The 26,341-nt window shown below is 67.9% G+C and carries 25 protein-coding genes; 11 read left to right on the top strand and 14 right to left on the bottom strand.

Features of this window, described 5'->3' with window-relative positions; genetic code table 11:
* The first annotated feature begins 1 nt into the window (after position 1).
* From VH569_RS22355 to VH569_RS22340, 4 genes are all read left to right on the top strand, one after another.
* On the top strand, positions 2-268 hold the full coding sequence (locus VH569_RS22355) for a flagellar biosynthetic protein FliQ (protein WP_377808371.1): 267 nt from the start codon (positions 2-4) through the stop codon (positions 266-268).
* 12 nt (positions 269-280) lie between these two features.
* Positions 281-1,060 (top strand): ComF family protein, encoded by a 780-nt coding sequence (locus tag VH569_RS22350; protein ID WP_423318038.1) that lies wholly within the window; start codon positions 281-283, stop codon positions 1,058-1,060.
* A gap of 117 nt (positions 1,061-1,177) precedes the next feature.
* Positions 1,178-1,441: a glutaredoxin 3 gene (gene grxC, locus VH569_RS22345; protein ID WP_098738817.1), complete on the top strand. Its 264-nt coding sequence runs from the start codon at positions 1,178-1,180 to the stop codon at positions 1,439-1,441.
* Complete coding sequence (locus tag VH569_RS22340) at positions 1,438-2,292, top strand: carbon-nitrogen hydrolase family protein (RefSeq protein WP_423318036.1); 855 nt, start codon at positions 1,438-1,440, stop codon at positions 2,290-2,292. The genes grxC and VH569_RS22340 overlap by 4 nt, the downstream gene beginning before the upstream one ends.
* A gap of 16 nt (positions 2,293-2,308) precedes the next feature.
* Here the strand turns inward: VH569_RS22340 and VH569_RS22335 are convergent, their stop codons facing one another.
* The 5 genes from VH569_RS22335 to VH569_RS22315 all read right to left on the bottom strand — a co-directional run bounded on the left by VH569_RS22335 (position 2,309) and on the right by VH569_RS22315 (position 7,942).
* Entirely contained in the window at positions 2,309-2,788 is a 480-nt protein-coding gene (locus tag VH569_RS22335) for a DNA polymerase III (protein ID WP_395458947.1), read from the bottom strand.
* Between the two features lie 10 nt (positions 2,789-2,798).
* Complete coding sequence (locus tag VH569_RS22330) at positions 2,799-4,667, bottom strand: DUF294 nucleotidyltransferase-like domain-containing protein (RefSeq protein WP_423318034.1); 1,869 nt, start codon at positions 4,665-4,667, stop codon at positions 2,799-2,801.
* A 269-nt stretch (positions 4,668-4,936) separates the two neighbouring features.
* Complete coding sequence (locus VH569_RS22325; RefSeq protein ID WP_423318032.1) at positions 4,937-6,658, bottom strand: cation acetate symporter; 1,722 nt, start codon at positions 6,656-6,658, stop codon at positions 4,937-4,939.
* On the bottom strand, positions 6,658-6,960 hold the full coding sequence (locus VH569_RS22320; RefSeq protein ID WP_098738812.1) for a DUF485 domain-containing protein: 303 nt from the start codon (positions 6,958-6,960) through the stop codon (positions 6,658-6,660). The genes VH569_RS22325 and VH569_RS22320 overlap by 1 nt, the downstream gene beginning before the upstream one ends.
* A 385-nt stretch (positions 6,961-7,345) precedes the next feature.
* The gene (locus VH569_RS22315; protein WP_423318030.1) at positions 7,346-7,942 is read right to left on the bottom strand and encodes a DUF1178 family protein; all 597 of its coding nucleotides are present in this window, start codon (positions 7,940-7,942) and stop codon (positions 7,346-7,348) included.
* Between the two features lie 199 nt (positions 7,943-8,141).
* Here VH569_RS22315 and VH569_RS22310 point away from each other — a divergent pair, with 199 nt between their 5' ends.
* Positions 8,142-8,702, top strand: a complete 561-nt coding sequence (locus tag VH569_RS22310) for a class I SAM-dependent methyltransferase (RefSeq protein WP_423318028.1) — start codon at positions 8,142-8,144, stop codon at positions 8,700-8,702.
* A 23-nt stretch (positions 8,703-8,725) separates the two neighbouring features.
* Here the strand turns inward: VH569_RS22310 and VH569_RS22305 are convergent, their stop codons facing one another.
* Positions 8,726-9,310 (bottom strand): RNA methyltransferase, encoded by a 585-nt coding sequence (locus VH569_RS22305; protein ID WP_377808363.1) that lies wholly within the window; start codon positions 9,308-9,310, stop codon positions 8,726-8,728.
* A gap of 79 nt (positions 9,311-9,389) precedes the next feature.
* Here VH569_RS22305 and VH569_RS22300 point away from each other — a divergent pair, with 79 nt between their 5' ends.
* The 3 genes from VH569_RS22300 (at position 9,390) to VH569_RS22290 (ending at position 12,849) form a co-directional block, all read left to right on the top strand.
* Complete coding sequence (locus VH569_RS22300; RefSeq protein ID WP_423318026.1) at positions 9,390-10,526, top strand: asparaginase; 1,137 nt, start codon at positions 9,390-9,392, stop codon at positions 10,524-10,526.
* Positions 10,527-10,587: 61 nt separating this feature from the next.
* Entirely contained in the window at positions 10,588-11,505 is a 918-nt protein-coding gene (locus VH569_RS22295) for an AraC family transcriptional regulator (RefSeq protein WP_423318025.1), read from the top strand.
* A 105-nt stretch (positions 11,506-11,610) separates the two neighbouring features.
* The gene (locus VH569_RS22290; RefSeq protein ID WP_423318023.1) at positions 11,611-12,849 is read left to right on the top strand and encodes a class I SAM-dependent methyltransferase; all 1,239 of its coding nucleotides are present in this window, start codon (positions 11,611-11,613) and stop codon (positions 12,847-12,849) included.
* Positions 12,850-12,878: 29 nt separating this feature from the next.
* Here VH569_RS22290 and VH569_RS22285 read toward each other — a convergent pair whose 3' ends face one another.
* Positions 12,879-14,261 (bottom strand): aspartate aminotransferase family protein, encoded by a 1,383-nt coding sequence (locus VH569_RS22285; RefSeq protein ID WP_423318021.1) that lies wholly within the window; start codon positions 14,259-14,261, stop codon positions 12,879-12,881.
* 224 nt (positions 14,262-14,485) lie between these two features.
* Between VH569_RS22285 and VH569_RS22280 the strand changes: the two genes are divergently transcribed.
* Positions 14,486-15,121 (top strand): glutathione S-transferase family protein, encoded by a 636-nt coding sequence (locus tag VH569_RS22280; RefSeq protein WP_423318019.1) that lies wholly within the window; start codon positions 14,486-14,488, stop codon positions 15,119-15,121.
* Between the two features lie 40 nt (positions 15,122-15,161).
* Here the strand turns inward: VH569_RS22280 and clpB are convergent, their stop codons facing one another.
* Positions 15,162-17,765 carry an ATP-dependent chaperone ClpB gene (gene clpB, locus VH569_RS22275; protein ID WP_423318017.1) on the bottom strand — a complete coding sequence of 868 codons (2,604 nt, stop codon included), beginning with the start codon at positions 17,763-17,765 and terminating at the stop codon, positions 15,162-15,164.
* A 305-nt stretch (positions 17,766-18,070) separates the two neighbouring features.
* On the opposite strand from clpB, the gene VH569_RS22270 reads away from it, so the two are divergent.
* Together VH569_RS22270 and VH569_RS22265 are read left to right on the top strand one after the other, a co-directional pair.
* Positions 18,071-18,622 carry an NUDIX domain-containing protein gene (locus VH569_RS22270; RefSeq protein ID WP_423318015.1) on the top strand — a complete coding sequence of 184 codons (552 nt, stop codon included), beginning with the start codon at positions 18,071-18,073 and terminating at the stop codon, positions 18,620-18,622.
* Between the two features lie 127 nt (positions 18,623-18,749).
* Positions 18,750-19,514: an MOSC domain-containing protein gene (locus VH569_RS22265; RefSeq protein ID WP_423318013.1), complete on the top strand. Its 765-nt coding sequence runs from the start codon at positions 18,750-18,752 to the stop codon at positions 19,512-19,514.
* A gap of 26 nt (positions 19,515-19,540) precedes the next feature.
* On the opposite strand, the gene VH569_RS22260 is transcribed toward VH569_RS22265, so the two are convergent.
* The 6 genes from VH569_RS22260 to VH569_RS22235 all read right to left on the bottom strand — a co-directional run bounded on the left by VH569_RS22260 (position 19,541) and on the right by VH569_RS22235 (position 26,124).
* On the bottom strand, positions 19,541-19,981 hold the full coding sequence (locus VH569_RS22260) for a DUF4167 domain-containing protein (RefSeq protein ID WP_423318011.1): 441 nt from the start codon (positions 19,979-19,981) through the stop codon (positions 19,541-19,543).
* Between the two features lie 282 nt (positions 19,982-20,263).
* Positions 20,264-21,112, bottom strand: a complete 849-nt coding sequence (gene prmC / locus VH569_RS22255) for a peptide chain release factor N(5)-glutamine methyltransferase (protein WP_423318009.1) — start codon at positions 21,110-21,112, stop codon at positions 20,264-20,266.
* A 4-nt stretch (positions 21,113-21,116) separates the two neighbouring features.
* Positions 21,117-22,202: a peptide chain release factor 1 gene (prfA, locus tag VH569_RS22250; protein WP_423318008.1), complete on the bottom strand. Its 1,086-nt coding sequence runs from the start codon at positions 22,200-22,202 to the stop codon at positions 21,117-21,119.
* On the bottom strand, positions 22,177-23,508 hold the full coding sequence (hemA, locus tag VH569_RS22245) for a glutamyl-tRNA reductase (RefSeq protein ID WP_423318006.1): 1,332 nt from the start codon (positions 23,506-23,508) through the stop codon (positions 22,177-22,179). The genes prfA and hemA overlap by 26 nt, the downstream gene beginning before the upstream one ends.
* A gap of 37 nt (positions 23,509-23,545) precedes the next feature.
* A complete protein-coding gene (gene ispG / locus VH569_RS22240) occupies positions 23,546-24,715 on the bottom strand; it encodes a flavodoxin-dependent (E)-4-hydroxy-3-methylbut-2-enyl-diphosphate synthase (RefSeq protein WP_174475290.1) in 1,170 nt (389 codons plus the stop codon).
* A 152-nt stretch (positions 24,716-24,867) separates the two neighbouring features.
* Positions 24,868-26,124, bottom strand: a complete 1,257-nt coding sequence (locus VH569_RS22235) for a RodZ domain-containing protein (protein ID WP_423318004.1) — start codon at positions 26,122-26,124, stop codon at positions 24,868-24,870.
* Positions 26,125-26,341 lie beyond the last annotated feature (217 nt).

The raw sequence follows: 26,341 nt of genomic DNA, 5'->3' as shown, positions 1-26,341 counted from the left end.
AATGGGCATCGACGAGGCTATTTCCGTCAGTCATGAAGCGCTGATGGTCATCCTGAAAATCTCGCTGCCGACGCTGGGCATCACGGCATTGCTGTCGGCCGGGCTGATGCTGTTCCAGAGCGCCACCAACATCAACGAGTCGTCGTTGCAGCAGGACATGAAGTTCTTCGCCACCCTGCTGATCCTGTTCGTCACCGGCCCGGCGATCTATCTGGCGCTGCGCGACTATACGGCGGTGATCTTCGAGCGCATCGCCATGCTGCAGTGACGGGTCCGGCCGATGCAGGCGCCTGCCCCTCTCCCCGGCCCTCTCGCCGGACTTGGCCGCATCGCGACCGGTGCGGCGGCCCTGCTGCTGGATGCGCTGCTACCGCCGCGCTGCCTCGGCTGCGGCGAGGCGGTGGACCGGCAGGGCGGCCTGTGTGCGGCCTGCTGGGTCAAGCTGACCTTCATCGCCCCGCCGCTGTGCGCCTGCTGCGGCCTTCCCTTCGAATATGAGGCGCAGGAGGGTGTGCTGTGCGGCGCCTGCCTGGCGGCCCCGCCGCCTTTCGCCCGCGCCCGCGCCGTTCTGGCCTATGACGACGGCAGCCGGCCGCTGGTTCTCGGCTTCAAGCATGGCGACCGCATCCATGCCGCCAAATCCTATGGCGTCTGGCTGGCGCGGGCCGGCAAGGAGCTGCTGGCGGATGCCGACCGGCTGCTGCCGGTGCCGCTGCACCGCGGTCGCCTGTTCCGCCGCCGCTACAACCAGGCGGCCCTGCTGGCGCAGGCGCTGTCACGGCACAGCGGCGTTCCCGCCACGCCCGACCTGCTGCAACGCCATCGCTCCACCCCGACCCAGGGCGGGCTGGACCGCCAGGGGCGCCACCGCAACGTCAAGGGCGCCTTCCGCCTGCGGCCGGGACAGTCGGCAAAGGAGCAGGTGACGGGACAGCGGCTGGTGCTGATCGACGACGTGATGACCACCGGGGCGACGCTGGCGGAATGCACGCGGGTCCTGCTGCGGGCTGGAGCGGCGCGGGTCGATGTGCTGACACTGGCACGCGTGGTGCAGCGCTGACGCTTGAAAAGGGCCACGGCCGGCGACGCTGACCGGCGTCGCATGCGGGCTGCAACGTCTGGCGCCCCTCGTGGGTTGACCTTATAGTTTCTCCACGTTCAAAAGGAGCCCAGTGGCATGGCCGACGTCGTCATCTACACCACGCCCTTCTGTCCCTACTGCATGCGGGCCAAGAGCCTGCTCGACGGCAAGGGCGTGACATACGAGGAAATCGACCTCTACGCCCAGCCGGGCCGCCGCAGCGAGATGATCGAGCGGTCGGAAGGCCGGACCACCGTCCCGCAGGTCTTCATCGATGGGAAGCCGTATGGCGGCAGCGACGACATCCACGCGCTGGACCGCGCCGGCAAGCTCGACCCGCTGCTCGGCATCGCCGCGTGAGCGGGGGCGCCGCCGGCACCGGCGTGCTGAGGGCCGCCTGCGTCCAGGTGAATGCCGGCACGGAGCTTGAGCCGAACCTGCGGGCGGCGGGCGATCTCGTCCGCCGTGCCCGCGATGCCGGGGCGGACTTCATCGCTCTGCCGGAGAACGTCGGCTGGATCGTCCAGGGCCGCGACAAGACCATGCAGCGCGTCCGCAGCGAGGCGGAGCATCCCGGCATTCCCTTCTTCGCCGATCTGGCGCGGGAGACCGGGGCCTGGATCCTGGGCGGCACCCTGCATGTCCTGCTGGAGGACGGACGCGCCGCCAACCGCAGCTATCTGTTCGACGGCAGGGGGCAGGTCGTCGCCTCCTACGACAAGATCCACATGTTCGACGTCACGTTGAAGGACGGCGAATCCTACCGCGAGTCGGCCACCTTCCGGCCGGGCGAACGGGCGATTGTCGCTTCCAGCCCGTGGGGCGGCATCGGCATGAGCGTCTGCTACGACGTGCGCTTCGCCTATCTCTATCGGGCGCTGGCCAAGGCGGGGGCGTCGATCCTGACGGTGCCGGCCGCCTTCACCGTGCCGACCGGCCGCGCCCACTGGCACACGCTGCTGCGCACCCGCGCCATCGAGACCGGCTGCTTCGTCGTTGCCCCGGCCCAGACCGGCAGCCACGACAAGGGCCGCCAGACCTACGGCCATTCCCTGCTGATCGCGCCGTGGGGCGAGGTGCTGGCCGATGCCGGCACCGATGTCGGCTTCATCATCGCCGACCTCGACCTCGACCGCATCGCGGAAGCCCGCGGCATGGTGCCGTCGCTGACCCACGACCGTGCCTTCGAGGTGGAGCGGATCGGGTTCTGACCCGTCCCGCGTCTCCTCAGCGCCCATCCTGCGTCAACCGCAGCCACGCCATCGCTGCAGTCAGCGCGATGCCGAAGGCGCCGTCGGGCCGCACCGGCAGGTCGAGGTCATGGACCAGACTGTCCAGCCGCAGGTCGACCGCCTGCTTCGACAGGCTGCGGATCTTGCGGTCGTAATAAAGGCTCGACACCTCCGTCCGCTCCTCCGGCAGCGGGCGGCCGGTCAGGCGTTCCGCCATGGCGACGGAGAAATCCAGGTAATAGCCGACCAGCGGCCGGCCGCCGATGAAGGCATGCAGCAGGTCGCCGGCCTCGGCCATTCCGGTGTCGCTGCCGGGATGGAGCAGCAGGGCGCTGCCGGTCAGGATGCGGGGACCGCGGATGCGGATGGCGGCGAAGGTCAGCGGCCTCGCCGACTCGGGATCGAAGCTGGTCGCCTCGCAATGGACCGCCACATGCTCCCGGCGGTCGGCGTCGGTGTGATCGGAGTGCGCCATGGTCGCCGCCTCAATGGTTCAGGCGGAAATGGTGGGCGATCAGCTCCTTGAAGCTCTTCACCAGGGCCAGACAGTCCTTGAACTGGTCACGGTCGAGCTTGCCCAGCCGGTCCGGGTGGACGAGGTTGTCGATCGCCAGTTCCGCTCCCTCCCCCTCAGGCCCGTCATCGGGAAGATCGACGCGCGCCTTCAGGCGGATGGTCGACAGGATGGTGAAGGCTTCCACCAGATCGGCGGCCATCTTGCGGTCCAGCGCCCCCAGTTCGGCCAGCACCTGGATGCGCTCCACCGTGTTGGTTTCCACCCGGTGCTTTTCCAGCGCCAGCGCGCGCACACCATGGACGATGGGGAAGATGCCGGCCTTCTTGATGTCCACCGCTTCCGCCCGGCGCCGCTCGAACAGGGCGGCGAACAGGCCGCTCGGCGTGTCGAAGGACAGGGCCGGGCGGGCGAACTGGGTGAAGAACATCTGGTTGTCCTGCAACCGGCTCAGCAGATAGTCCTTCGCCTCGGCCAGCAGCGTGGCGTCGCCGGCCACCGGAGCGGCGTCGTAGAAGATGGCGAGGTTCATCTGCGCCGCTTCGTCCGGGCGATGGACCCAGTTGAACAGCGCGTCCTTGTAGCCGGCGAGCGGCCGGGTCCATTCGGGGTTCGACACCATGATGTTGCCGGGACAGGGCGGATAACCGAACTCCACCAGATGGCGGGTGAAGTCGGCGGCGATGTCGGCCAAGTCGGGACAGTCGAAGCCGTCGCGCAGGATCAGGCCGTTGTCCTGGTCGGTCTTCAGCAGCTGTTCGCCGCGCCCCTCGCTGCCCATCACGATCAGGCAGCTGTTGGCCAGCAGGTCCGGCGGGGCCAGCAGTTCGAACAGCTTGCGGAAGATTCGGCGGTTCAGCTCGGTCACCAGATCGGCGATGAAGGAGACCTTGACCCCGGTGGCATGCAGGGTGCGAATCAGTTCGACGATGGCGCGGCTGGCCCGGCGCAGGTCGGCGGGGTCGGTGGCATGCTCCACCTGCAACCCGATGACCTGGGAATGGTTGGACAGCACCGCCAGCAGGTCGCTTTGCCCCAACAGCCCGACGATGGCACCGTTCTCCGTCACCACCACCCGGCGCACCGCATGCTTGGTCATCAGCACCAGCGCATTGAACAGCAGGTCGTCGCGGTCCAGCGTCAGCAGTCCGTAGCGGGCGAGCGGCCCGACCGGCTCGCTCACCGGCCGGCCGGCCAGCACCACGAGGTCGCGCAGATCGGTGCCGGTCAGGATGCCGACCGTTCCATCGGCCCCGCGCACCAGCACGCTGCTGGCACAGTTTTGCTTCATCGCCTCGGCCGCATCGCGCAGGCTGGCGGCGGCGTCGACGAACAGCGGCGGGTGGAGATAGGCCTGCCGGATGCGCGCCATGGTCAGCGCCGCCATCTCGCGGTTGGACCGCAACGCCGCCAGATCGCGCATGCGCTGGGCGAAATCGCCGATGATGGCGGCACCGAACTCGGGATTCTCCGCCGACAGCGCTTCCAGTGCGGGGCGTGGGATCAGGTGGCAGGCGCACTCCTCAGCCGCGACGAAACGGCGGGCGGAACTGCCGCCAGCACCGGCCCCCGCGGCGCCATAGAGGGCCTGCAAGCCGAACCGGTCGCCGGGTCCGTGGACCGCCGCCACCTCGCCGCCGCGGCGTTCCTGCACGGTGCCGCGCAGCACGACGAACATCGCATCGGTCGGCTCCTCCCGCGACAGCAGGACCGCGTCGCGCGGGTAGAGCGCGATGTCCAGCGCCCCCGCCAGCGCCGTCCGCTGATCGCCGGTCAGCAGGTCGAAGGGGGGCTGGCCGAAATCGAAGTCCGGGGAGGCGGTCGGCATCGCGTGCTGCACGGGCAGGCTCCGTCACAGGAGGGCGGGGCATCGGGAAAAGCGGGCATAAAAAAGCGCCTCCGGACCGGATCCGGAGGCGCTTTCCAGGATACACCCGCCGGGCCCAAGGCCGGAAGCGGGTGCGACATTTGGCGGCGTGGTTCGGTCACCGCACGGGCTTGGGCCGTCCCCGAAGGGGGGAAGGGACGCGGTGCGAGACGCGGTCCCTTCCCTGTTCTTGTCGCTCCGCCCGGTTCGTTCGAACGCTTGATCGCTCGATGGGCAACCGCTTAGTGGGCGGAGGCACCCTCGGCACCCAGGCCGGTCTGCGACCGGATGTACTGGGCTTCGAAGTCCTTGCGCTCCTTCTGGGCCTGCGCGCTGTTGTCGGTGATCGAGAAGAACCAGATACCGGCGAAGGCAAGCGGGATGGTGAAGAAGCCGGGGTTGTCGTAGGGGAAGATCGCGGCCGGGTTGCCCAGCACGGCCTTCCACACGGTCGGACCCAGAACCAGCAGGACGATCGCCGAGATCAGGCCGAGCGAGCCGCCCATCACGGCACCACGGGTGGTCATCTTGCCCCAGAACATCGACATCAGCAGGATCGGGAAGTTGGCCGAAGCGGCGATGACGAAGGCCAGACCGACCATGAAGGCGACGTTCTGGTTCTCGAAGGCGACGCCCAGGATGATCGAGACGATGCCGATGACGACCGTGGTGATCTTCGACACGCGGATTTCGTCCGCCTCGTTGGCACGGCCCTTGGCGAAGACCGAGGCGTAGAGGTCATGGGAGACCGCCGAGGCGCCGGCCAGCGTCAGACCCGCGACCACCGCCAGGATGGTGGCGAAGGCGACCGCCGAGATGAAGCCGTAGAACAGGTCGCCGCCGACCGCATGGGCGGTGTGGATGGCCGCCATGTTGGTGCCGCCGATGATCGCCGTGATCGCCGCCTTGGCACCGGCCGCCGGGCCGGCCGTCAGGAACGGGTAGGCACCGTTGGCATCGGGAGCCAGGATCATCAGGATCGCGCCGAAGCCGATGATGAAGGTCAGGATGTAGAAGTAGCCGATGAAGCCGGTGGCATAGAAGACCGACTTGCGGGCTTCCTTGGCATCCGACACCGTGAAGAAGCGCATCAGGATATGCGGCAGACCGGCGGTGCCGAACATCAACGCCATGCCCAGCGAGATCGCCGAGATCGGATCGGACACCAGTGTGCCGGGCGACATGATCGCCAGACCCTTCGGGTGGATCTCGACGGCGGCCTTGAACATCGCCTCGGGGCTGAAGCCGAACTTGGCGAGGATCATGAAGGCCATGAAAGACGCGCCGGACAGCAGCATCACCGCCTTGATGATCTGCACCCAAGTGGTTGCCAGCATGCCGCCGAAGGTGACGTAGCCGATCATCAGGACGCCGACGAGGATGACGGCGACCAGATAGTCGAGACCGAACAGCAACTGGATCAGCTTGCCGGCACCAACCATCTGGGCAATCAGGTAGAAGGTCACGGTGGCCAGCGAGCCGCAAGCCGACAGGGTGCGGATCGGCGTCTGCTGGAAGCGGTAGGACGCGACGTCGGCGAAGGTGTACTTGCCGAGGTTGCGCAGCCGCTCCGCGATCAGGAACAGCACGATCGGCCAGCCGACCAGCCAGCCCACCGAATAGATCAGGCCGTCGAAGCCCGAGGCGTACACCAGACCGGCGATGCCCAGGAAGGACGCGGCCGACATGTAGTCGCCGGCGATGGCGAGGCCGTTCTGGAAGCCGGTGATGCCGCCGCCGGCAGCGTAGAAGTCCTTGGCCGACTTGGTGCGGCGGGCCGCCCAGTAAGTGATGCCCAGCGTGAACAACACGAAGGCCAGGAACATCAGGATGGCCGACCAGTTGGTCGCCTGCTTCTGCACCGAACCGCCGATGGCGTCGGCCATGGCGCCGGTGGGCAGCAGAAGCGCCGCCCCGGTTGCAGCAGCCATACCGGCCGCAATGCGGGAGTGGATGGCGCGCATCACTTCGACTCCTCCAGGATCTGGCGGTTCAGCTCGTCGAATTCGCCGTTCGCCCGATGCACGTAGATGCCGGTCAGGATGAAGGCGGACACGATGGTGAAGACGCCGATGGGAATGCCCCAGGTCGTGACGCCGGAGCCGATCGGCGTACCCAGGAACGACTTCCCGAACGCCACCAGCAGGATGAAACCGAAATAAATGACCAGCATGGCAATCGACAAAGTCCAGGCGAAGGCGGACCGTTTCGCCACCAGTTCCTGGAACTTTGGATTGTTCACAATCCTTTGTGCGCTTTGACTCATGTGCGTCCCCTCATCGAGTGCCGGCAAGCTTCTGCGATCCATCAAGACAGGATCTTCTGGCAAGACAGGGTCTTCTGGACCTGCGGGCATTTGCCGTCCGGGCGGTCGCGTCCGGGTTTCTTCCCGTAATTCGTACGCCCTTGACCTGCCCAATTGTTTGATACAGATCATTGTTGGGCGCACCCCCTACCTTGGTCGATGGGGTGGGCGCCAAGGGGGCGGACGGCCCCGAAAAAAGCAAGCCTGGGCAAGGCTGTAGCGCCATACGGGAAAGGCGCCCCCGTTGCCGGGCGCGCCTTTCAAACAGTCAGCTTTTCAAACGGTTTCGTTGGGACTCAATGGCAGGGCCGCGCGGTGGCGCCACCCTGCCGGGACCGGCTGGCCTTCAGGAATCGGTGCGCGGAATCCAGGGGATGCGGTGAAATGTCACACCTTCCTCGTGGAGTTCGGAAACCTCCTCGTCCGACGCCTCGCCATAGATGCCGCGCGGGTCGGTCTCGCCATAATGGATGCGCCGCGCCTCCTCGGCGAAACGGTCGCCGACATAGTCGCAGTTCTTCTCCACGCTGCGCCGCACCTCGGTCAGCTGCCGCATCACCTCCGCCACTGCCTCGCGCTGGGCGTCGTTCAGGCTCGGCGGCAGGGCGGCGACCACATCGGCGGCGTTCGGCAGCGGGACTGGCGCGGGGATCGGCGCCGGAAGGGGGAGCTGTGCCGCAGTGGCGGGAGCGGCGGGAGCGGCCGGCGGCGTCATCGACGGAGCGTTCGCCGCGACGGCCTCGGCCTGTTCGCGGGCACGGTCGGCGGCCTTGGCGACGCCCTTGGCGATGCGCGGGGCCATCGGCGCCTTGCCGACCACGGTGTCGCCGCAGATCGGACAGGCGATCTGATGGCCCGCCGCCTGTTCGTCATAGGCGGCACCGTTGCGGAACCACGCTTCGAACTGGTGGTCGGCCGAGCATCTCAACGCGAAGAGGATCATATCCCCACAAGCCCCAACTGACCCGCAGCAGGAAAGACAAATCCGGGCACGCCGGTCCGGGTTGCGGCGCGACTCGGGAATCGCCCTAATTCAGCACGGCCGGGCCGCGCCGTCAAACGCCGGACGGGCCATACGCGCGTACCTCCTGTGATATCGTTCCCGACACCATCGAAAAAAGTCCGGATAAGGGAATTTCTCCATGCCCACACCCCATCCGCTGTCGCCGCCCTCCCCCTGGGTGGAGCGATTCGCCCCGCTGGTGCGGGCGGGCGGGCCGGTGCTCGACCTCGCCTGCGGCGGCGGACGGCATCTGCGCCTGTTCCATCGCCTCGGCCATCCGGTGGTGGGGCTGGACCGCGACCTCGGCGGCGTCGCCGACCTGGATGGCGGCACGAACGTCACCCTCGTTCAGGCAGACCTGGAAAGCCGCGACTCGGGCATTTCTCCCACCTCCCTCCCGCTTGACGGCACCTTCGCCGGGATCGTCGTCACCAACTACCTGCACCGCCCGCTCTTCCCCGCCATCCTGGCGGCGCTGGAACCGGGCGGCGTGCTGATCTACGAGACCTTCGCCGACGGCAATGCCCGCTTCGGCCGCCCGTCCTCTCCCGACTTCCTGCTGCGGCGGGGCGAGTTGCTGGAAACGGTGCGCGGGAGGCTTCAGGTGGTGGCCTTCGAACAGGGCGAGCTGTCGGTGCCCAAGCCCGCGGTGGTGCAGCGGATCTGCGCCGTCGCCGGGGACGATCCGCTGCCGCTCTGATCCCGCATCCTTACTCGTCGCACTCACTCGTCACTTTCGTCGGCGACCGGCTTCTGCTCCCCGCGGATGCGGCGGCGGCGGTCCTCCTTGCGCATGATCTGCTTGCCATGCTTGTGCTGGGCCGGCCCCTCCAGCGGGCCGCCGGGACGCACCGGGCGCTCGGCGAAGCGGCCGAGCGAAATCATGCGGTCGTACATCACCAGCGCCCCGGCGACGCCGACATTGATGCAGAAGGACATCGGGATCTTCACCACATGGTCGCAGCGCGCCAGCAGGGCGGGCGACAGGCTGTCGCGCTCCGGCCCCAGCACATAGGCGGCGCGCGACGGGTGACGGAAGCTGGGCAGTTCCACCGCGTCGTCGGTCAGTTCTACCCCGACCAGCATGCAGTCCCTGGGCAGGGTGAAGTCGGCCACCCGCTCGTGGATGTAGAGCGGCAAGTGCAGCGTGGCGCCGGAGGTATCGACCAGCTTCGTCTCGCGCAAATCCGGTTCCGGATCGATGGCGAAGAAGAAAGAGGCGCCGAAGGCATGGGCGGTGCGCATCAGGTTGCCGACATTGCCCGGCTTGCTGATCCGCTCCACCCCGATTCCGAAATAGCCACGCATGAAGAGCCCGCTGATCTGGGTAAGGATATGACCGGGCGGGAGCTTGCCGCCGCAGCCCGCCCGAGGCAAGCTTGCCGGCATGAGCCCAGACAATCCTCACGACCATTCCTCCTGCTGCGGCGGCGATCACCACCACGGCGATTCCCACCATGACGGCCACGAGCCTGGCGAGAGCGCCGAGGGCCGTGCCGACCTGTCCGGCCCGGCGGAAAGCCCGATCACCGTCGAGGTGACGCGCGGCAGCCTGGTGGAGTCGGTCCACCGCGCCCGCGCCTGCATCGTCGATGCCGGCGGCCATGTGCTGGCGCGCTGGGGCGACATCGACGCGCCGGTCTACCCGCGCTCCGCCATCAAGTCGCTGCAGGCGATCCCGTTGGTGGAAAGCGGCGCGCTCGACGCCTTCGGGCTGGGGGATGAGGAGTTGGCGCTCGCCTGCTCCTCCCACAATGGCGAGGCGCGCCACACCGAACTGGTGCGGTCCTGGGCCGGGCGGGTCGGGCTGACGCTCGACGATTACGAATGCGGCGTGCAGATCCCCTACGATCCCGCCACCGCCGAGGATCTGGTCCGCCGCGGCGAGGCGCCGACCGCCTTCCACAACAATTGCTCCGGCAAGCACAGCGGCTTCCTGACCACCGCCAGGCACAGGGGCGAACGGCTGAAGGGCTATGTCCGCTACGAACACCCGGTGCAGCAGCGCATCCTGGGCGTGATGGAACAGATGACCGGACAGGACCTGTTCGGCGCGCCCTGGGGGGTCGATGGCTGTTCCATCCCCACCATCGGCATTCCGCTGGGCGCCATTGCCTATGCCATGGCCCGCATCGCCGACCCGGTCGACCTGCCCGACGCCCGGGCCGAGGCCGTCACCCGCATCGCCGCCGCCTGGGGCAAGCACCCTTTCCTGATCGGCGGCACCGGAACCTTCGACACGGCGCTGATGGAGGCGGCCGGAGGCGCGGTGCTGGTCAAGGGCGGAGCCGAGGGCGTCGGCTGCGCCGTGATCCCCGAGCAGGGCATCGGCATCGCGCTGAAGATCGAGGACGGTGCCGCCCGCGCCCGCGAGGTGGCGCTGGCCGCCCTGATCCGCTCGACCCAGGCGCTGACCGAGGCGCAATGGGCACGCGTGCCGCAGTTGCGGACCACCCCGCTGCTGAACCGCGCCGGCGCGCGGGTGGGCGAGGTGCGGCCAGCGGGCGGATGGCCGTCAACCTAACTCCGCAAGCGCGATCAAGCGACTGCCGGCTAGCATCGGCGGGACTGGAGGACGTCACGCCATGACCAACGACAGCATCTCCGCCGACGCAACGGCAGTGTGGCCCGTGCCGTGTTCCGCAGTTGCGGCCAAGCCCGGCACACGGCTCGATTACGGAGACCGGATCGAACGGGTGGTGACATTCATCGCCGCGCATCTGGACGAGCCGCTCGACCTCGACCGGCTGGCGGAGGTCGCCTGCTTCTCGCCCTACCACTTCCACCGCATCTACCGGGCGATCACCGGCGAGACGGCGGCGGAGACCCTGCGCCGGCTGCGCCTGCACCGGGCAGCGGGCGATCTGGTGCGCGACAGCATCGTCATGCCGGCCATCGCCCGGCGGGCGGGGTATGGCAGCGTCGAAGCCTTCACCCGCGCCTTCGGACAGAGCTATGGCGTGACGCCGGCTGCCTACCGCAAGCGCGGGCGGCTCAATCCTCCAGTCCCGGCCAACCACCAGATGGAGGACAGCATGCACGACGTCGAAATCCGCGATCTTTCCGCCCACCGCATCGTCGGGCTGCCGCACACCGGCCCCTATATGACCATCGGCACCAGCTTCGACCGGCTCTATACCTGGGCGTCCAAGCAGGGGCTGACCGGCCCCGGCACCCGCAGCTTCGCCATCTACTACGACGATCCAGAATCGGTGAGGCCGGAGGATTTGCGCTCCTTCGCCGGGCTGATGCTGGACCTGGGCGTCGTCGAGGATGGCGTGATCCGCGTGGTGGACATCCCCGGCGGGCGTCATGCCGTTGTGCGGCACAAGGGTCCCTATGCCGAACTGGGCGCGGTCTACCGCTGGCTTTACGGCGAGTGGCTGCCCAACAGCGGGCACTCGCCGGGAGACGCCCCCTGCTACGAGGAATATCTCAACAACCCGCGGGCCTTGCCGCCGTCCGAGTGGCTGACAGAGATCTGCGTTCCCCTGGCTGGGTGATCGTCAGCGAAAGGCGGCCACCGAACGCACGTCATCGGGCAGGTGCGATATGGGCGGGCGCGGTGCTATGGTCGCCGCGCCCATTTTTCCCGTTGAGCGGTTCCCATGAGCATCGACGACCTGCGCGCCCAGTATGAAGCCTATCCCTATCCGGCGCGCAATCCGGCCGACGAGGCCGGACGGCTGATCACCGGCTCGCCCAGCCACTTGGACGAGCTGGTGCAGCACGTCTTCGGCGGCCGGATCGACCATTCCAGGCCGCTGCGCGTGCTGGTTGCCGGCGGCGGCACGGGGGACGGCACCATCATGCTGGCGCAGCAGATGGCCGATGCCGGCAATCCCGGCCGCATCGCCTATATCGACCTGTCCGACGCCAGCCGCGCCGTCGCCGAGGCGCGGGCCAAGGCGCGCGGCCTGACCAACATCGATTTCCACCGCGGGTCGCTGCTGGAACTGGACGGGGTCACGGCGCAAGCGGGGCCGTTCGACTACATCGACTGCTGCGGCGTGCTGCACCATCTGGACGATCCGGCTGCCGGCCTGCGCTCGCTGGCCGGCACGTTGGCGCCCGGCGGCGGCATCGGCATCATGGTCTACGCGCCCTACGGCCGCACCGGTGTCTATCCGATGCAGGAGGCGTTGCGCGGCATGACCGAGGGGTTGCCGCCGGCCGAGAAGGTGGCGCTGGCCCGCCGGCTGATCCAGGCGCTGCCGCCGACCAACTGGCTGCTGAACAACCCGCACATCAGCGACCACCGGTTGGCCGACGCCAATCTCTACGACCTGCTGCTGCACAGCTGCGACCGCCCCTACAGCGTGCCGCAGCTGGCGGAGCTGGCGGACAGCGTCGGGCTCGCCGTCGCGACGCTGATCGACCCGCTGCGCTACGAGCCATCGCTGTGGGTCAAGGACGCCCGCGTCCTGAAGCAGTTGGCGGGGCTTGGCATGCTGGAGCGCGCCGCCTGGACCGAGCGCATCACCGGCGCCTTCACCAAGCACATCGCCTATCTGCTGCGTCCCACCGATCTGGAGGCCGCCTGCATCCAGCTGGACGGGCCGGAGGTGATCCCGGTCCTGCGCGACATCGACGGCAAGACCGTGGCCAAGGCCGTCCCGCCCGGCGGCAGCCTGGAATTCGACCTGATGGGCAGCGTGGTGGCGCTTCCCCTGCCCCGGCTGGCCGGCCCGATCCTGTCCAGGGTCGACGGCAGGACCAGCCTGGGTGCCCTGCACGCCGCCATCGAACCGACTGCCAAGGTCACCTGGGAGCAGTTCCTCACCCAGTTCCGCCAGCTGTTCGACGCGCTGGGCGGCCTGGGCAAGATGCATCTGCGGCGGGGATAGGGCGCGAAGCCCTAACCCCGCTGTCTTCCTTAGCCCCGCAGAACCGGCACCGCGGCGTCGAGCGCCTTGGTCAGCCGGTCGAAGGTCTGGTGGATTTCCGCCTCGGAGATCACCAGCGGCGGGCAGAGCGCGATGGAATCGCCCATGGCGCGAACGATCAGGCCGTTGTCCTGGGCCAGACCGTTGACCAGGGCGCCGGCGCGGCCGGGCGGATCGAAAGGCGTCTTGGTCCCCTTGTCGGCCACCAGTTCCAGCGCGCCGATCAGGCCGATGCCGCGGGCCTCGCCGACCAGCGGATGGTCCGCCAGCGCCTTCAGCCGCGACTGGAAGGCCGGGGCGACCGAGCGGACATGGCCGACGATGTCGCGTTCCTCGTAGATGTTCAGCGTTTCCAGCGCCACCGCCGCCGCCACCGGGTGGGCGGAGTAGGTGTAGCCATGGCCGAAGGTGCCGATCTTCTGGCTTTCCTCGACGCAGGCACGATAGACGGCGTCGCTCACCATTACGGCGGAGATCGGCAGATAGCCGGACGACAGCTGCTTGGCGCAGGTCAGGATGTCCGGCTGCATGCCCGTGGTCTGGCTGCCCCAGAAATTGCCGGTACGGCCGAAGCCGCAGATCACCTCGTCGGCGACCAGCAGGATGTCGTATTTCTTCAACACCGCCTGGATCTTGGCGAAGTAGGTCGCGGGCGGAACCACGACGCCGCCAGCGCCCATGATCGGCTCGGCGAACATGGCGGCGATGGTGTCCGGCCCCTCGGCCAGGATCAGCGCCTCCAGCTGTTCGGACAGACGGGTGGCGAAGGCTTCCTCGCTCTCGCCCTCAAGCCCATTGCGATAATGGTGCGGGCAATCGCCGTGGATGATGCGGGCGATCGGCAGATCGAAGTCGCGGTGGTTGTTGGGCAGCCCGGTCAGGCTGGCGGTCGCCACCGTCACGCCGTGATAGGCACGCTGGCGCGACAGGATCTTCTTCTTCTCCGGCCGGCCGAGCGCGTTGTTGTAGTACCAGATCAGCTTGATCGCAGTGTCGTTGGCTTCCGAGCCGGAATTGGCGAAGAAGACCTTGGACATCGGCACCGGCGCCAGACCGATCAGCTTTTCAGCCAGATCGATTCCGGGCTCGTGCGACTTGTGGCCGAAGATGTGATAGGTGGACAGCTGCCGCATCTGCTTGGTCGCCGCCTGGACCAAGCGCTCTTCGCCCCAGCCGAGCGAGACACACCACAGGCTGGCCATGCCCTCGATGTAATCCTTGCCGCCATCGTCGAAGACGTGGATGCCTTCGCCGCGTTCGATAATCATCGGCCCCTGCGTCTCATGAGCGTGCAGGTTGGTGTAGGGATGGAGGACGAAGGCCTTGTCGCGGCTGGCGGCAGAGTTGCCGGCGGTGCTGCCCGGAGCGGTCATGGAGTGGGTCTTCCTGTTCGGTCTTGTCGGGTTCGTTCCCCTGGATGGCCGTAGCGGCTCACCGCAGGGTGTTCGATTTGTTAAACAGTATCGCCGATCATACGCACAGTTTCGCCACTCGACAAACCCGCTTCGCCGTCATCCGTGCCATGCGCGCAAGACGCTGGCGGGACGCCAAGTCGGATGGGACAGCTCGACCGGAACGACGAAAGGGAGGAGCCGCTTTGCGCACGCTTTACGGTATGGTCAGCACGGCCGCGATGGCGCCGCACATCCTGCTGCGCGAGATCGGCGACCCTTTCGAACTGCGGCTGCTCGACCGCGACAGGGCGGAGCACAAGAGCGCCGCCTATCTGGCGCTGAACCCGCATGGCCGGGTGCCGACGCTGGTGGACGGCGATCTGGTGCTGTACGAGGCCGCCGCCATCTGCCTGAATCTGGCCGACAGCCATCTGGAGGCGAAGCTGGCCCCGGCGGTCGGCACGCCCGAGCGGGCAGAGTTCTACAAGTGGCTGGTCTATCTGACCAACAGCGTCCAGGCCGAGATGCTGCTGTACTTCTACCCCGAGCGTTATGTCGAGGGCGCGCAAGCGCAGACCGCCTTCAAGGCGGCAACCGAAACCCGGTTGAACGGTCATTTCGATGGGCTTGACTGCGCGCTTGCAGGGCGTACGTGGCTGCTGGGCGACACGTACAGCGCCGTTGACCCGTACCTGTTCATGCTGTGCCGCTGGACCCGCTTCATGGGACGCCCGGCACGTACGCTGGGCAATCTGGGACCTTACCTCGCCCGCGTTCTGGAGCGTCCGGCGGTGAAGGCCGCTTTCGAGGCTGAAGGGTTGGGGGCGCCGTTCTACTGAGAAAAAGCCCTCTCCCCCGGTGGGGAGAGGGCCTTCACCCTTACCCTTTGCGAACCAGCCCGCTCACCGGCTGGCCGTCGATGGTCAGGGAGCCGCCTTCGGCTCCGACCGTCACCGTCTGGCCGTCCTTGATTCGGCCCTCGAGGATCAGGGTCGCCATCGGGTTCTGCAACTCGCGCTGGATCACCCGCTTCAGCGGCCGGGCGCCATAGACCGGGTCGTAGCCGGCATCGGCCAGCCACTGGGTCGCCGCCTCGTCCACCGTCAGCGTGATCTCGCGGTCAGCCAGCATCTTCGTCAGGCGGCCCAGCTGGATCTTGACGATGCCGCCCATATGCCGGCGGTCGAGCCGGTGGAACAGCAGGATCTCGTCCAGGCGGTTCAGGAACTCCGGCCGGAAATGGGCGCGGACGGCTTCCATCACCTCGTCGCGCACGGCGGCGCTGTCCTCGCCCTCCGCCTGCTCGGCCAGTGCCTGCGAGCCGAGGTTGGAGGTCATGATGATGACCACGTTGCGGAAATCGACCGTGCGGCCCTGCCCGTCGGTCAGCCGGCCGTCGTCCAGCACCTGGAGCAGCACGTTGAAGACGTCGGGGTGGGCCTTCTCCACCTCGTCGAACAGCACGACCTGATAGGGCCGGCGGCGCACCGCCTCGGTCAGCGCCCCGCCTTCCTCATAGCCGACATAGCCCGGAGGCGCGCCGATCATGCGGGCGACGGAGTGCTTCTCCATATATTCCGACATGTCGAGCCGGACCATCGCCGTCTCGTCGTCGAACAGGAACTCGGCCAGCGCCTTGGTCAGCTCGGTCTTGCCGACGCCGGTCGGACCGAGGAACAGGAAGGAGCCGATGGGACGGTTCGGGTCCTGCAACCCGGCCCGCGCCCGGCGCACGGCGTTGGACACGGCGACGATGGCCTCGTCCTGGCCGATGACCCGGCCGCGCAGCTTGTCCTCCATCGCCAGCAGCTTCTCGCGCTCGCCGGCCAGCATCTTGTCGACCGGCACGCCGGTCCAGCGGCTGACCACCGCGGCGATGTCGCTGTCGCGCACCTCCTCGTTCAGCATGCGGCTGCTGGCATGCTCCTCGGCGTCCTTCAAAGCCTTTTCCAGACCCGGAATGACGCCATAGGCCAGCTCGCCCGCGCGGCCCCAATTGCCGTCGCGCTGCGCCGTCTCCAGTTCGGTGCGGGCCTTCTCCAGATCCTCCTTGATCTTCTGCGCGCCCTGCAGCTGGTCCTTCTCGGCCTGCCACTTGGCGGTCAGTTCGGCCGACTCCTGCTCCAAATCGGACAGCTCGCGCTCCAGATTGACCAGACGGTCGCGCGACGCGGAGTCCTGCTCGCGCTTCAGCGCCTCGCGCTCGATCTTCAACTGGATGATGCGGCGGTCCAGCTCGTCAATGGCCTCCGGCTTGCTGTCCACCGCCATGCGCAGGCGGCTCGCCGCCTCGTCGATCAGGTCGATGGCCTTGTCGGGCAGGAAGCGGTCGGTGATGTAGCGGTTGGACAGGGTCGCCGCCGACACGATGGCGCTGTCGGTGATGCGCACGCCGTGGTGCACCTCATAACGTTCCTTCAGGCCGCGCAGGATGGAGATGGTGTCCTCCACCGTCGGCTCCGACACGAAGACCGGCTGGAAGCGCCGGGCCAGCGCCGCGTCCTTCTCGATGTATTTGCGGAACTCGTCCAGCGTGGTGGCGCCGACGCAATGCAGCTCGCCACGCGCCAGCGCGGGCTTCAGCATGTTGGACGCGTCCATCGCGCCGTCGGATTTGCCGGCACCGACCAGCGTGTGCAGTTCGTCGATGAAGACGACGATCTCGCCGGCCGCAGCCTGGATTTCCGACAGCACGGCCTTCAGCCGCTCCTCGAACTCGCCGCGGTACTTGGCGCCCGCCACCAGCGCGCCGAGGTCGAGCGACAGCAGCTGCTTGTTCTTCAGGCCTTCCGGCACGTCGCCCTTGACGATGCGCTGGGCCAGCCCCTCGACGATGGCGGTCTTGCCAACGCCGGGCTCGCCGATCAGCACGGGATTGTTCTTGGTGCGGCGGGCCAGCACCTGGATGGTGCGGCGGATTTCCTCGTCACGGCCGATGACGGGATCGAGCTTGCCGTCGCGCGCCGCGGCGGTCAGGTCGCGGGCGTACTTCTTCAGCGCGTCATAGCCCTGCTCGGCGCTGGCGCTGTCGGCGGTACGGCCCTTGCGGATGTCGTTGATGGCGGTGTTCAGCGCCTGCGGCGTCACGCCGGCGGACTTCAACGCCTTGCCCGACGGGGTGCCGTCGGCCATCGCCAGCGCCAGCAGGATGCGTTCGGCGGTGACGAAGCTGTCGCCGGCCTTCTCGGCGACCTTCTCGGCCTGTTCGAAGACACGGGAGAGTTCGGGCGTCAGGTAGAGCTGACCGGCGCCGCTGCCCTCGACCTTCGGCAGCTTGTCCAGTTCGGCATCGACCGCCGACAGGGCCGCCTTGGGGTCGCCGCCCGCCGCACGGATCAGGTTGGCGGCAAGCCCTTCCTTGTCGTCCAGCAGCGTCTTCAGCAGATGTTCCGGGGTCAGGCGCTGATGCCCACGGCGTACGGCCAGGGTCTGCGCGGCCTGAATGAACCCGCGGCTGCGCTCGGTGTATTGCTCGAAATCCATGATGCTCCCCTTCTCCTGTCGACCGTCCGCGAGGCAGCCCGGTCAACGTGATCCACGCAACTGTGCGATCCGCAAGGATGCTGCCGAAGATGTAGGCAAGGCCGCAGGTCATGCAAGACCATCTGCGTAGAAAGGTTATCGGTGGAGAAACGCGGCCACACCTGCCTCCTCCAGACCGGCTAGGATCGGGAAAAAGAGGTAGCACGCGGCCCGCCGATTGCCCCCTACACCATCCCTCCCGGCCGCGGCTAGACTGCCGCCATCCCGCCTTTCCGCCTTCCAAGGGCCCCGTTCCGGATTTCATCATGACCGATCTGGCCGCCTCCGGTTCCCCGACCAGCACGACGCCGGCATCCGCCGGCCAGCCGATCCCGAGAACCATGACGGGCCGGCTGCTTCGTCTCGCCTGGAGCCTGCGCGGGGTCTGGCATCGGCTGGCACGGCCGCTGACCATGGGGGTGAGGGCGATCATCCTGGACGAGGCGGACCCAGCATCGCCCGGCGTCCTGCTGATCCGGCACAGCTACGTCGATGGCTGGCACCTGCCCGGCGGCGGTGTCGGGCGGGGAGAGACGCTGGTCGACGCCATGCGGCGCGAGGTGCGGGAGGAGGTCGGGCTGATTGCCGACCGACCTGCTCAGCCTTTCGCCATCTATGCCCGCTTCCGCAACGGGGCGAGCGACCATGTGGCGGTCTATGTCGTGCGTGGCTGGAGCGGCAGCCCGAAAGCCGACGGTGTTGAGATCGTCGAAACCCGATTCTTCCCGCTCGACCGGCTGCCGACCAACCTGTCGCCGGCCACCGGACGGCGGCTGGAGGAATTTCTTGGTCGACGGCCCGTCGCCGAACGCTGGTAGCGGCACCAGATTACGGGGTGGAGCGGGCGGTTCGGGCGATCCGGCCTGCCATACCCCAGCCGCAGCGTGAGAAATAGGCACCGCATCGGTTGACAGGGACGCTCCAGCCCTTTCATTGTGCAGTGCAATGAACGCCACACTGACCGTCATCCGCCGCTATCCCGTCAAGGGGATGAGCGGCCAGGACCTTCCCGCCATCGAGCTGACCGCCGGTCAGGCGATTCCGCTCGACCGCCGCTACGGGCTGTTGCACGGTCCGGCCGCGCTGGATACCGAGACGCAGGGCTGGCGCCTGCCGTCGGATTTCTTCACGCTGGATCGTACGGAAAAGCTGGCGGTCTTGCAGAGCGAGTTCGACGAGGCGACGCAGGCTCTGATCATCCGCCGCGGCGGCCGGCAGGTGTCGCGCGGCCGGCTGGACCAGCCGATGGGCCGCAACCTGCTGGAACAATTTTTCGCCGCCTATCTGGCCGGGATCGTCCCCGGCATGCCCCGCCTGATCGAAGCGCAGCAGGGCGGCTTCGGCAACAGCGAGGAACCGTCGGTCACGCTGCTGAACCTCGCCAGCCTGCGCGACCTGGAGGAGCGGATTGCCAAGCAGCCGGTCGATCCCCGCCGCCTGCGCGCCAACCTGCTGGTAGACGGCATCGATCCCTGGGCGGAGCGCGGCTGGGTCGGCCGGACCCTGACCGTCGGTGCGGCAACGCTGGAGGTGGTGGAGGCGCTCGACTGCACGCCCGGAAACGATGTGAACCCGGATACCGGCGTCGCCGACCTCAGCCTGACGAACATCATGGAACGTGGCTATGGCCACAACCAAATGCTGCTGCGCGCCCGGGTGACCGGCGGCGGCCGGATCGCAGTGGGCGACCCGGTCACGCCGGCCGAATAAACGTCACCTCAGGTAAGCGTCACATATCAGGCGTTCATGGCCGCCCGTTCCTCGCCGTCGGTCTCATCCTCAAGCGGCTGCTCGTCCTCGTCGCCACCATGCGAAGACATCTGCGGCTGGTGGCCGTGCCCATTGCCGGGCTGCCCACCGCGCTGGCGGTTTTCCGATTCCTGGATCTGGTTGATGATGCGGAGATAATGCTCGGCATGCTGCAGGTAGTTTTCCGCCTGCACCCGGTCGCCGGACGACATCGCGTCGCGGGCAAGCGCCTGATACTTCTCCTGCACCTGCCACGCATTGCCGCGGATGCGGACGTCGGGGCCGTTGCTGTCGAAGGTCTGGTGGCGCAGCGGAACATTCTGGCGCCGGCCGGCACCGCCACCCCCGTTTCCACCGCCGCCGCCGCTGCCCCCGCCGCCGCTGTTGCCACGACCACGCGAACGCCTGGAGTTCGGTCCCTGTCTCATTCGGCTCTTAAGGCCCCATGCAAGAGAAGCGCAGTCCCCGGAACGCTCCGGCGGCCATCCGGCCTTGCGGCCCGGCCACCGGGCCCGCCATGGACGATTTCCATGGGTCGCTCACGGGGTTCAAACGACGCGTCCGCATCGCGTGCGGCAGGCCATGGCGGTCAGCGCTCGGCAGAAAACCATCCGAGATTCTTGCTCCGCAGGCCCAGGTTCGCGGTCGTGTACCGCACACTACCCGCCAAAGCCTGCCGATCCAACCGTTTTTTTGGATGAGCAGCCGCCTCACAGGCTCTTCCGTGCCCTGACACAGCGCTTTACCCCACCAAGGTCACACAGGATCGCGATGTCTCCCAACCCCTGCGCCCCGACCAGCGCCGCCACGTCTTCCGCCTGACCCTGCCCGACTTCGAACGCGACCAGTCCACCGGGGACCAGCAGACGCGGCAACTCGGCGGCGAGGATGCGGTAGGGCTCCAGCCCGTCCGGCCCGCCATCCAGCGCGCGAAGCGGGTCGTGCTCCCGCACCTCCGGCTCCAGCGTGGCGATGTCGGCGCTGGGGATGTAAGGGGGGTTCGACACCACGATGTCGAAACGCTCCGCGATCCCCTTGGCCCAATCGCCGGTCTGGAAGCGGGCGCGCTCTGCCAGCCCGTTGCGGTCGGCGTTCCCGGCCGCCGCCTCCACCGCCAGCGGGCTCAGATCGACGCCGACACCGGTGGCATTCGGCAGCTCCGACAGCAGCGCCAGCAGGATGCAACCCGTTCCGGTTCCGAAATCGATCAGATGCAGCGGAGCTTTCCGGTCGGAGATGGCGGCCAGAACAGCCTCCACCACCGTCTCGGTGTCCGGCCGCGGTTCCAGCGTGTCGGGGTTGAGGGCGAGATCGATGGTCCAGAACTCCCGGTGCCCCAGGATGCGCCCAACCGGCTCCCGCGCCGCACGCCGCTCCACCAACGCCAGGGCATGGGCAGCATCGGCATCGGGGATATGTTGTTCCGCCTTCGTAACGAAATCGGTGCGGGTGAGGGTCAACGCATGCTCCAGCAGATAGCGGGCGTCGAGTTCCGGCGTATCGACGCCGGCCTTGCGCAGCCGCGCTTCGGCCTGGGCACGCAGGGCGCGGAGGTTCATGCGATCACCCCAGCTCCGCCAGCCGGGCGGCCTCGTCCTCGGCAATCAGGGCGTCGACCAGTTCATCCAATGCCTCCCCGGCCATCACCTTGTCGATCTTGTAGAGCGTCAGGTTGATGCGATGGTCGGTTACCCGCCCCTGGGGGAAATTGTAGGTGCGGATGCGTTCCGAGCGGTCGCCGCTGCCCACCTGGTTCTTGCGGTCGGCCGCACGGACAGCGTCCTTCTCCGCCCGCTCGCGGTCGTACAGCCGGGCGCGCAGCACCTTCAGCGCCTTGGCCTTGTTCTTGTGCTGCGACTTCTCGTCCTGCTGGCTCACCACCAGCCCGGTCGGCAGATGGGTGATGCGCACGGCGCTGTCGGTGGTGTTGACCGACTGGCCGCCGGGACCGGAGGAGCGGAAGACGTCGATCCGCAGATCCTTCTCGTCGATGTGGATGTCTACCTCCTCCGCCTCCGGCAGCACGGCGACGGTGGCGGCCGAGGTGTGGATGCGGCCCTGTGCCTCGGTCGCCGGCACGCGCTGGACGCGGTGGACGCCGGACTCGAATTTCAGCCGGGCGAACACGCCACGACCGGTGATGTTGGCGGTGGCCTCCTTGTAGCCGCCGATGCCGGTCTCGCTGATGTCCATCGCCTCGAAGCGCCAGCCATGCAGGCCGGCATAGCGGCGGTACATCTCGAACAGCTCGGCGGCGAACAGCGCAGCCTCATCGCCGCCAGTCCCGGCCCGTACCTCCAGGATGGCGTTCTTTTCGTCCGCCTCGTCCTTGGGCAGGAGCGAAATCTGCACCTTGCGCTCCAAATCCGGGATGCGCTTGGTCAGGACGTGGAACTCCTCCTCCGCCATCGCCTTCATCTCGGGGTCGGCGCCGGGATCGCCCATCATCGCCGCGATCATTTCCGCCAGATCGGCGGCCTCGGCGCGGCCCTTCTTCAGTTCCGCGATGGCCTCGGCAATCGGGGTGAGGTCGGCATATTCCTTGGACAGCCGGGCGAAGTCGCCGGACTCGGCAAGGCCGGCCGCAAGCGTGTCGCGCAGCTCGTCGTACCGGGCCATCACCTTATCGAACTTCTCGTCCAGGCTCACGTCGCTCGTCCTTATCCCGTTCGTTCTCTTCCAATGCGGCAGCGGTCAGCCGGTCCAGCCCGAACAGGCGGAACATCAGCCGTTCCGCCGCCGCCCGTTCGGCCAGCCCCTCGCCGCTGCCGTCGGCAGCAAGCGCCCGCAACGCCTCCGATGGGGCGTGCAGCAGGCGGTTGACCAGCAGCCGCGTCGCCGACGCCGCATCCAGATCGGCATGCCCGGCCAGCAGGCGCCGCCGCTCCGCTTCGAAATGGCTGCGAAGCGCCGCGACCGCGGGCACCGCGGCGCGTTCCGCACGGTCGCGGGCGAAAGCGGCAACCGCCTCGTCCACGATCATCCAGGCCGCCTGGGTCGCCGCCTCGCGCCCGACACGGCCCTGCAATGCCACCCTCTCCAGATCGGCCAGATCATAGACGAAGGCGCCGTCCATACCCGCCACCGCCGGATCGACATCGGCCGGAATGGCGGCATCGACCACGAAGACCGGCCGGCGGCGACGGCGTTTCAACACCGTCTCCATCATCGGAGCGGTCAGGATATAGCGCCCAAGCCCGGCCGCGGTCACCAGGATATCGGCGCCGGTCATCGCCGTCTCCAGATCGGCCCAAGGAGCGAAATGCCCGTCGAGCCGCCGAGCCGCCGCTTCCGCCCGCCGATCCACCGGCGCTGCGACGGTCAGCCGCGGCAGCCCGGCCTCGCGCAGCCCCTCCAGAACCAGGGCGCCCATGTCGCCCATTCCCACCAGCAGAGCGCCGCAGCGCCTGATGTCGCCATGCAGGTCGCGCGCCACCTGGATGGCTGCCGCGGCCAGCGAGGTGGCGCCCTCCGCGATCGGCGTCTCGCTGCGCACCCGCTTGGCGGCTGCATAGGCCGCCTGCAGAACCGCTTCCAGCTCCGGTCCGGTCAACCCCGCACCGGAAGCGCTGCGGTGGGCCGCCTTCAGCTGCCCCAGTATATGAGGTTCACCGACGATCTGGCTGTCGAGCGAGCAGGCCACCGCGAACAGGTGGCGCACGGCGTCGATACCGGTGCGGGTGTAGAGCTGCGGCGCCAGATCGGATGTCGACAGGCCGGCGCGGTCGGCCATGACCTCGGCAATTGCCAGGGCCGCCTCGTTCGGGCGTTCATGGACCGCCTGCACCTCCACCCGGTCGCAGGTGCTGAGCCACAGCGCCTGCCCCACCCCCACGGCACGCAGCCGCTCCAGCATTCCCGCCACTTCCGCCTCGTCGGTAGACAGGCGGTCGCGGACGACGCCGGAGCAGGTCCGGTGGCTGGCGCCGATGACGAGGTAGGAGGTGGTGGTCACGCCGCGGATCGCTGTCCCTGCCCGAATTCCGGGCAGCTTACTCCGCGGCGGGGGCCACGTCTCGCGTGGTTTCTCGGGTGGTTTCGGCTTCGGCAGCCTCCGCGGCGGCCTTCGCCGCCTCGATCTCCGCCGCCTTCTTCTCGACCAGCCCGACCAGATGCTGGACGATGTCCTGGTCCTTCAGCCGGTGGTCGGTGACGCCGGACAGATAGACCTGATGGGTGTTGTTGCCGCCACCGGTCAGACCGATGTCGGTTTCCCGCGCCTCGCCTGGACCGTTCACGACGCACCCGATCACCGACAGGGTCAGCGGGGTGGTGATGTGGGCCAGCTTCTGCTCCAGCAGTTCCACCGTCTTGATGACGTTGAAATTCTGCCGGGCGCAGCTGGGGCAGGAAATGACGGTCACGCCGCGCCGGCGCAGCCCCAGCGACTTCAGGATGTCGTAGCCGACCAGGACCTCTTCCGCCGGATCGGCCGACAGCGAGACGCGCAGCGTGTCGCCGATGCCGGACCACAGCAGCATGCCCAGCCCGATCGACGATTTCACCGTTCCGGCTCGCAGGCCGCCCGCCTCGGTGATGCCGATGTGCAGAGGATAGTCGCAGGCCTCCGCCAAGCCCTGGTAAGCGGCGACGGCCAGGAAGGCATCCGAGGCCTTCACCGAAATTTTGAATTCCCGGAAATCATTGTCCTCCAGGATCTTCGCGTGGTTCAGCGCGCTTTCGACCATCGCCTCCGGGCAGGGCTCGCCGTATTTCTCCAGCAGATCCTGCTCCAGCGAGCCGGCATTGACGCCGATGCGCATCGAACAGCCATGGTCCTTGGCCGCCTTCACCACCTCGCGCACCCGCTCGGCCGAGCCGATGTTGCCGGGGTTGATCCGCAGGCAGGCGGCACCGCTTTCCGCCGCCTCGATGGCGCGCTTGTAGTGGAAATGGATGTCGGCGACGATCGGCACCTTCACCTGCCGCACGATGTCCTTGAGCGCCAGAGCCGATTCGCGGTCGGGGCAGGAGACGCGGACGATGTCGGCCCCCACCCGTTCGGCCGCCTGGATCTGCTCCACCGTGGCCTTCACGTCGGTGGTCGGCGTGTTGGTCATGGTCTGGACCGAGATCGGCGCATCACCGCCGACAAGCACGTTGCCGACGCGAATTTGGCGCGATTTGCGGCGAAGGATCTGGCGGTAGGCGCGCACGGTCATCTCAGGTCAGCCTCTGGACAGCAAAACGGAACCGGGTGCCGCATCCTAGCGCAGCCGGCATCAGGCCAGAAGTGCGCTCCGGCGCCGGGGATTCAAGGGACAGGGTTGGTGGGGCGCCACCGACGCATGGCTGACGCCCTCACCGGCCGGCTTCAGCGCCGTACAACCCCGTGGCCGTCGATGGCGACGTCGCGCAGCACCTGCCCGACGGAGCCCAGTGGCGGACTTTCACCGCCGTCGGCCATCACCACCAGACCGCCGGCGTTGCCGGTGCGGATCTTCACGTTGGGCTTGTCAGGAACGCGGAAGGTATCGCCCGGCTTCAACACGCGGGTGAAGACGATCTCGCTGCCATCACGCACCTGAAGCCAGCTTTCCTGCGTCGCCTTCAGGATCAGCTTCGCATTGGTGTTCAGGGTGCCATAAACCTTGCCGTTGGCAGGGACCGACGCGGCCGGAACCGCGGGCGCGGCCGGAGGGGCCGCCGAGGCGTTCAGCGGAGTCGGATCCTGCGGCGACGCCTCGTCGTCATCCTCGGCCGGCGGGGCCGGCACATTGACGATGCCCTGCCCGCCCGTCTGGTTGGCAGCGGGCGCGTTGGCGGAGGGCAACGGCGACTGGGCCGGCGGCAGCCCGGCGGCGGCAGTCCCAGCCTGCGGCTTGGCAGTACCGCCCTGCGGAGTTGCCGGCGGTGGCGTGGCGGTGGACGCGGCAGTCTGCGGCGGCTTGCCGGCGGTGGACGGCGTTGCGGCCGGTGCCGAAGTAGAGGGTGCCGATCCAGCCTGAGTCGGGCTGACCGGAGCCGGATTGGTCGGAGATTGGGCTGTGCTTGGAGCCGGTGCCGTGATCGCCGGTGCCGGAACGGCAGGTTCGGCGCCGGGCTGGCCGGACGTTGCGGGCTGGTCGGCCACTTGCTCGGCCGGTTTGGCCGGCACACCGTCCAGCAGCGAAACCAGACGGTCCGGCAGGGTCGGAACGAGGTCCGCCACCGACCGGTCGGTCGCCGACAGATAGTACCAGCCGCCATAAACGATGCCGGCGAGCACCAGCGTGCCGAGCAGCAGCGTTCCACCCGATGCCCGCCCTTCGGCCGCCGGAGTAGGCAGATACAATTCCTGCCGGCGGACGCTGCCGGCAGCCTCCTCCTTGTAGCGGGTGACGATCATGTCCGGGTCGAGCCCCAGGCACTCGGCATAGGAGCGCAGGAAACCGATGGCGTAGGTACTACCCGGCAGCTCCTGATACCGCCCCTCCTCGATCGCCAGCAGGTAAGGATAGCGGATGCGCAGCATCGTCGCGACGTCGCGCAGGTCATAGCCATGCGCCATCCGCGTCGAACGCAGAGTCTCGGAGACGGAGGGACCGGACGGAGCCGGATCGAAATCGTCGAAAACCTTGCGCTTGGCCATGGGCTCGCCATCTGCTCGCAGCTTGTGCACACACTGGAAAAGCATGCGCAGCGGGGGTATCCGCGTGGATGCAACTTGCGAAATGGGTACGACATGCCGCCCCCACGGCGCAACCGCAATGACCACGGGTCAGGGAACGCGGGTCGTGACAAGTGGGTGTAGGGACTCCGCTCCGAACAGCAAGAAGCCCGCGGTGCGTGAGCACGGCGGGCTTCTT

This window comes from Azospirillum sp. 11R-A, assembly GCF_049472615.1.
Classification (GTDB): Bacteria; Pseudomonadota; Alphaproteobacteria; order Azospirillales; family Azospirillaceae; genus Azospirillum; species Azospirillum palustre.
This window is presented reverse-complemented; position numbering and strand designations above follow the sequence as displayed.

Bases quoted from the DNA above. Each gene is read 5' to 3' on its own strand.
- VH569_RS22355 (WP_377808371.1), top strand. From the start codon at position 2: ATGGGCATCGACGAGGCTATTTCCGTCAGTCATGAAGCGCTGATGGTC.
- VH569_RS22350 (WP_423318038.1), top strand. From the start codon at position 281: ATGCAGGCGCCTGCCCCTCTCCCCGGCCCTCTCGCCGGACTTGGCCGC.
- grxC (WP_098738817.1), top strand. From the start codon at position 1,178: ATGGCCGACGTCGTCATCTACACCACGCCCTTCTGTCCCTACTGCATG.
- VH569_RS22335 (WP_395458947.1), bottom strand. From the start codon at position 2,788: ATGGCGCACTCCGATCACACCGACGCCGACCGCCGGGAGCATGTGGCG.
- VH569_RS22325 (WP_423318032.1), bottom strand. From the start codon at position 6,658: ATGCGCGCCATCCACTCCCGCATTGCGGCCGGTATGGCTGCTGCAACC.
- VH569_RS22320 (WP_098738812.1), bottom strand. From the start codon at position 6,960: ATGAGTCAAAGCGCACAAAGGATTGTGAACAATCCAAAGTTCCAGGAA.
- VH569_RS22315 (WP_423318030.1), bottom strand. From the start codon at position 7,942: ATGATCCTCTTCGCGTTGAGATGCTCGGCCGACCACCAGTTCGAAGCG.
- VH569_RS22310 (WP_423318028.1), top strand. From the start codon at position 8,142: ATGCCCACACCCCATCCGCTGTCGCCGCCCTCCCCCTGGGTGGAGCGA.
- VH569_RS22305 (WP_377808363.1), bottom strand. From the start codon at position 9,310: ATGCGTGGCTATTTCGGAATCGGGGTGGAGCGGATCAGCAAGCCGGGC.
- VH569_RS22300 (WP_423318026.1), top strand. From the start codon at position 9,390: ATGAGCCCAGACAATCCTCACGACCATTCCTCCTGCTGCGGCGGCGAT.
- VH569_RS22295 (WP_423318025.1), top strand. From the start codon at position 10,588: ATGACCAACGACAGCATCTCCGCCGACGCAACGGCAGTGTGGCCCGTG.
- VH569_RS22290 (WP_423318023.1), top strand. From the start codon at position 11,611: ATGAGCATCGACGACCTGCGCGCCCAGTATGAAGCCTATCCCTATCCG.
- VH569_RS22285 (WP_423318021.1), bottom strand. From the start codon at position 14,261: ATGACCGCTCCGGGCAGCACCGCCGGCAACTCTGCCGCCAGCCGCGAC.
- clpB (WP_423318017.1), bottom strand. From the start codon at position 17,765: ATGGATTTCGAGCAATACACCGAGCGCAGCCGCGGGTTCATTCAGGCC.
- VH569_RS22270 (WP_423318015.1), top strand. From the start codon at position 18,071: ATGACCGATCTGGCCGCCTCCGGTTCCCCGACCAGCACGACGCCGGCA.
- VH569_RS22265 (WP_423318013.1), top strand. From the start codon at position 18,750: ATGAACGCCACACTGACCGTCATCCGCCGCTATCCCGTCAAGGGGATG.
- VH569_RS22260 (WP_423318011.1), bottom strand. From the start codon at position 19,981: ATGAGACAGGGACCGAACTCCAGGCGTTCGCGTGGTCGTGGCAACAGC.
- prmC (WP_423318009.1), bottom strand. From the start codon at position 21,112: ATGAACCTCCGCGCCCTGCGTGCCCAGGCCGAAGCGCGGCTGCGCAAG.
- ispG (WP_174475290.1), bottom strand. From the start codon at position 24,715: ATGACCGTGCGCGCCTACCGCCAGATCCTTCGCCGCAAATCGCGCCAA.
- VH569_RS22235 (WP_423318004.1), bottom strand. From the start codon at position 26,124: ATGGCCAAGCGCAAGGTTTTCGACGATTTCGATCCGGCTCCGTCCGGT.